This window comes from uncultured Agitococcus sp. (assembly GCF_937920075.1).
Classification (GTDB): domain Bacteria; phylum Pseudomonadota; class Gammaproteobacteria; order Pseudomonadales; family Moraxellaceae; genus Agitococcus.
Map to the genome: position 1 here is coordinate 1 of NZ_CALETI010000405.1, position 5,178 is coordinate 5,178.

Genomic DNA, 5,178 nt, shown 5'->3' on the forward strand with positions numbered 1-5,178 from the left:
CACCGAGATCTACACAGGCGCACTCTTTCCCTACACGACGCTCTTCCGATCTCGGTTTACGACGATGCACAGAGGCAAATAACGTTTGTAAATGGGCATTTTTTAAGGCTTTGGCAGGACGAAAAGGGCTGTGGAAAAACCCTGTTGGAAAGCTTTGTTGTGGGTGATGATGTTTAAACATAAGTAAAGTCCACTTTTGCCAAATAACTATGCACTGAGCCTGCTTTAGTGTTTTTAAAATATTGCCAACACGCAGGGAGGTCTAGGGCTGTCCAGTCTTTATCCGCTTCAATATAAATTAAACTATCTTGATGAATCAGTTTTTGTTCAATTAATAACTGACAGGCGTTTTGCCACAAATTTAGGCTATAGGGTGGATCTAAAAAGACAATATCAAAAGCCTGTTGCTGTTGGTTGATTAGCTGCAAACTATCGCCAATAAATACTTGTGGTTGTTGACCAAAATTGCTAATGGCTTGTTGTAGGTGCTTGCCTTGAGCAGGATTTTTTTCAAAAAATACACACTCAGCCGCACCACGTGACAACGCTTCGACGCCTAAAGCACCACTGCCTGCAAACATATCAAGGCAGCGAGTGCCTTGAATGTCAAATTGTAGCCAATTAAATAGCGTTTCTCGGACACGGTCTGGTGTTGGCCGTAAATCATTGACGGCCAAAAATGACAAAGAACGACGTTTCCATTGACCGCCAATAATCCGTACTTGACTATTACTTGGCTTTTTCATTTTTTTGCACCGTAACTCCTTGACCGACAGTAACCGTCAACATTTTGTCTGGATGAATATGACGTTCAAAGGCTTTTTGCACGTCTTTAACTGTCACTTTGTTAATACGATCATTAAAGCTATCTAAATAGTCGAGTGGTAAGTTATAAAAGCCCATGGCAGCTAAATAGGCCAAAATATTGCTATTACTGGATGTGCTTAGCGGAAAGCTACCTAGAATATTATCTTTGGCTTGTTTTAATTGTTGCTCGTTAATGCCTTTGCGGACAAAGTCACGTAAGTTGCTGCGTAACAATTCTAAGGCTTGAGTGGTTTGTTCATTACGAGTGGATAAATTAATAATAAATGGCCCTTCAACCTGCATCGGTGATAAACCACTATACACGCCATAGGTCAGTCCACGTTTTTCGCGTAATTCTTCCATTAAAATACTGCCAAAACCCCCACCACCTAAAATTTCATTACCCACATACAAGGCTTCATAGTCAGGATTATCACGGCGTAAATTGGCTTGTCCCATCATAATGTGGGTTTGTTGAGAGGGAAAAGCTAAATGTTTGTGAACAGCTTTATCTAAGGGTTTAACACTTGGGAGGCTAGCAGCCGCTTCACCGCTGGCTAAAGGACTACTAATTTTTTCACTTAGGGCTAAGGCTTGTTGTTTGTCTAAATTACCCACAATCGCAATCGTGGCGTTTTTAGCGACAAGATATTGTTGATGAAAGGTTTTTAAATCATCAGTAGTAATTTTTTTCAGGGTTTCTGGTGTGCCATTAGACGGATGGGCATATGGGTGTGAGCCATATAAATTTTGATAAAACAAAATACTCGCTTGGGCGGAAGGAGATTGTTGACGTTGTTGTTGGCCAACTTGTGCGCCATCAAAAATCCGTTTAAACGGCTCTTCGGGAAAAACGGGGTGGGCAATCACGTCACTAAATACGTCTAAAGCAGGTTGTAAAAACTCATCTTGACTTAATACCCGCAAATCAACCACAAACATATCTCGATAGGCACTGGCACTAAACGAAGCACCTAAGTTTTCAAAAGCCGCAGAAATATCATCTGTGCTACGTGTGGGTGTGCCTTCATCTAACATCCGACTGACTAAACTGGCTAAACCAAATTTGTCGCCATCACGCGCCGAACCTGCATTAAATACCATCCGCACATCAACCATTGGCAATTCAGGTGCAGCGACAAAAAGAACTTTTGCGCCATTACTGGTTTGCCAGTTATCAATTTTGATGCTGCGTCTGGGGGTAGGGGCATTTTTAACACTATTAAAGCTTTGCAGCTTATCAATAGAAGTCAGTGGGCCAGCGGTGATCATGCCACCTTCAGCATACGCACCTGTGGCCATTAATAAGCTAAGAGTTAATAAGGTGCGTTTCATTTGGCTTCTCCCACTTGTAAGGTGGTTGGTTTAAGGTGTAGGGTGGTCATGTTGGCAGGAATCAGCCATTGTTGTGCCGCTTGGCGTATATCTTCGGTGCTAATGGTTTTGAGTTGTTCAGCGACATTATCCGCAGTGCGCCAACCTAAATTTAAACTTTCAAGCACACCAATTTCATTAGCTTGTTCACTAATCGAATCTTGGCTAAATACTTTATCAGCCAATAAAGCGGCATAGACTTTTTTCAATTCTTGCTCAGAAATAGCCTCAGTTTTTAGATTATTAATTTCGGTCAAAATGGCGGCTTTGGCATCGTCTAAGCTATAACCTTCGGCAGGAATAGCAGTAATAGTTAATAAAGTATCACCACGGCTATAAGGGTTATAACCACTGTTGACCGCCGTTAAAATGCGTTTACCACGTACTAAACGGCTTTCTAAACGTGCGCTTAAACCTTGATCTAATACTCCCAACAGCATTTGTAAGGCATACACTTCTTTAGGTGTATTGGCGGTAGTTAAGCTGGGTACATTAAAGCCCATATATAAATTAGCCACTTTAGCAGGTAATTCTAGTTTGACTTCGCGTTCGCCCAAATTACGCAATTCTTTAGGTGGCGGTGGAATGGTTAAACTTTGTGAGGGAATTTTGGCAAAATATTGATTAACTAAGCTTTTCACTTCTTCTGTTTTGACATCACCGACAATCACTAAGGTCGCATTATTAGGCGCGTACCATTTTTTGTACCACTGTTGCAGATCTTCAATTTTGATGTTTTCTAGATCACTCATCCAACCAATCGTTGGATTACGGGTAGGGCTAGTGGGCATCGCAATGGTTTGAAAACGCTCTAAAGCCAAACCAGAGGGATTGTCATCGGTACGTTGGCGGCGTTCTTCCATGACCACTTTAATTTCGGAGCTAAAGTCTTCGTTTTTTAACACTAAATTAGCCATACGATCGGCTTCTAACTCAAGTGCTAAGGGCAAACGATTATTGCTGTAGAGTTGATAATAAGCTGTGTAGTCATCAGTGGTAAACGCATTATCTTCACCGCCTAAATAGGACACTAAACGCGAAAATTCGCCCGCAGGCACAGTGGGTGTACCTTTAAACATCATGTGTTCTAAAGCATGAGAAATACCAGTAATACCATAAGGTTCATAGCTCGAACCAATTTTGTACCACATTTGAGTGACCACCACAGGCGAGCGTTGATCTTCACGCACCACGACTTTTAAACCATTGTCTAAACTAAATTCATTAGTAACGGCGGCTGAAGCAAGCAGCGGCCAAAACAACACCGCTAATAATCCGTATTGACGCATAATTATTGATAACCCACAAAATAAACATGACCCACAGGGGCTAAAATGGTAGCATAGCCGCCAATTTTAAATGCACCTAAACAAGTAAATAACTTGAGGTTTTAGGTTGCATTTTTGCAATAAATGAAGAGTTTAAGCATCGTCGCCTAATGATTGTGTGGCTTCTGAAATAGTTTTGAGTGGATGGCAATATGTCTGAACAAGAGAAAGCAGGTCAAAAAGCAGGATTAAAGTCTTGGTTTTCGTGGGGTAATGAAGCGAAGGCGGATAATGCTATTAATCAAGCAACACCTGCTGAACAGCAAGCAGATTCATCATGGTTAGATAATCCTGTGTATTTTGAAGAAGGTAATTTAGATGTTACCTTGCCAAGTTTACCCGCTGTTGATGTGCCAATTATTGAAAATCCACGCTCTGAAGCATTAGCACAAGCAGAAGCACCTGACGTTGTTGCCCAGCCTGTTGCCGACAATTCATTTTTTGGACGCATGAAAGTTGGCTTAACGCGTACCCGCGAACAATTTGCCAATGGTATGGTCACCTTATTAATTGGTGGCAAAGAAATTGATGATGAATTATTAGAAGAAATTGAAACCCAAATGTTGGTTTCTGACATTGGTGTTGATGCAACTCGTACCATTATAGATAGATTAACCGAACGAGTATCTCGTAAAGAATTAGTCTATTCCAATGCGCTTTATAAAGCGTTACAACAAGAATTGGTTGAATTATTAGCACCTCGTGTCAAACCTTTACATATTGATACCGCCAAAAAACCGTATGTGATTTTAATGGTCGGTGTGAATGGTGTGGGTAAAACCACCACCATTGGTAAGTTAGCCAAACGCTTACAGTTTGAAGGCAAAAAAGTCATGTTGGCGGCAGGCGATACTTTCCGTGCGGCTGCTGTTGAACAATTGCAAGTGTGGGGTGAGCGTAATGGCATTCCTGTGGTCGCTCAAAGCACAGGTGCAGACTCGGCCTCAGTTGCCTTTGATGCTTTGCAAAGTGCGAAAGCCAAAGAAATGGATGTGTTAATTGTTGATACTGCCGGCCGTTTACACAATAAAGGCCATTTAATGGAAGAATTGCGCAAAGTTAAACGGGTTTTGCAAAAAGTTGATGGCACAGCACCCCATGAAGTGATGTTAGTGGTGGATGCAGGTACAGGTCAAAATGCGTTAAATCAAGTGCAAGAGTTTGATCAAGTTGTGGGCTTAACGGGGTTAACCATTACCAAATTAGATGGTACAGCCAAAGGTGGTGTGTTATTTAATATTGCTAGCCGTAGCCATGTACCAATTCGTTTTATTGGTGTAGGTGAAAAGATTGATGACTTAAGACCATTTGTTGCCAAAGAGTTTGTAGCAGCTTTATTCCAAACGGAGTAGGGGCTGAGGACTGACGCATTTCTCGTCAATTTTAAATTAAGGCGTTCTGATTCATACAGAACGCCTTCTTTGCTAAATAAAGCGCATCGACAAATCAATGGCTTTGGCACCAATCAACAGGGTTTTGAGTTTGTCGGCTCGTTTGATGATTCTTTGCACCACGTCGTCGTCTTCATAAATTCCTTTGGCTTTACCGGTTTTAAAATAATTGTCGGACAAATGGACGAACACTTTATCGAATCCCATGATTTTAGAGGTTTCGTAAGTATATGTCAAATGCGCCAACATCAACTTGTAAATCAAAGTTTCCGGTTTTG

General features: G+C 41.4%; 5 protein-coding genes. 1 reads left to right on the forward strand and 4 read right to left on the reverse strand.

The features are described 5' to 3' along the window. Positions 1-173 precede the first annotated feature (173 nt). The 3 genes from rsmD to Q0212_RS14100 are packed head-to-tail and all read right to left on the reverse strand — an operon-like array spanning position 174 to position 3,470. Positions 174-746 carry a 16S rRNA (guanine(966)-N(2))-methyltransferase RsmD gene (gene rsmD / locus Q0212_RS14090; protein WP_297926603.1) on the reverse strand — a complete coding sequence of 191 codons (573 nt, stop codon included), beginning with the start codon at positions 744-746 and terminating at the stop codon, positions 174-176. Continuing rightward, on the reverse strand, positions 730-2,142 hold the full coding sequence (locus Q0212_RS14095; protein ID WP_297926605.1) for a pitrilysin family protein: 1,413 nt from the start codon (positions 2,140-2,142) through the stop codon (positions 730-732). Before Q0212_RS14095 ends, rsmD begins: the two co-directional genes overlap by 17 nt. Then, positions 2,139-3,470, reverse strand: coding sequence for a pitrilysin family protein (locus tag Q0212_RS14100; RefSeq protein WP_297926607.1), 1,332 nt, complete (start codon positions 3,468-3,470; stop codon positions 2,139-2,141). The genes Q0212_RS14095 and Q0212_RS14100 overlap by 4 nt, the downstream gene beginning before the upstream one ends. A 191-nt stretch (positions 3,471-3,661) precedes the next feature. On the opposite strand from Q0212_RS14100, the gene ftsY reads away from it, so the two are divergent. After that, positions 3,662-4,861, forward strand: a complete 1,200-nt coding sequence (ftsY, locus tag Q0212_RS14105; RefSeq protein ID WP_297926610.1) for a signal recognition particle-docking protein FtsY — start codon at positions 3,662-3,664, stop codon at positions 4,859-4,861. Positions 4,862-4,933: 72 nt separating this feature from the next. Here the strand turns inward: ftsY and Q0212_RS14110 are convergent. Then, a partial coding sequence (locus Q0212_RS14110; RefSeq protein WP_297926612.1) for a hypothetical protein occupies positions 4,934-5,178 on the reverse strand: 245 nt, incomplete at its 5' end.

Coding starts and splice junctions, on each gene's coding strand:
- rsmD (WP_297926603.1), bottom strand. CDS start 746: ATGAAAAAGCCAAGTAATAGTCAAGTACGGATTATTGGCGGTCAATGG.
- Q0212_RS14095 (WP_297926605.1), bottom strand. CDS start 2,142: ATGAAACGCACCTTATTAACTCTTAGCTTATTAATGGCCACAGGTGCG.
- Q0212_RS14100 (WP_297926607.1), bottom strand. CDS start 3,470: ATGCGTCAATACGGATTATTAGCGGTGTTGTTTTGGCCGCTGCTTGCT.
- ftsY (WP_297926610.1), top strand. CDS start 3,662: ATGTCTGAACAAGAGAAAGCAGGTCAAAAAGCAGGATTAAAGTCTTGG.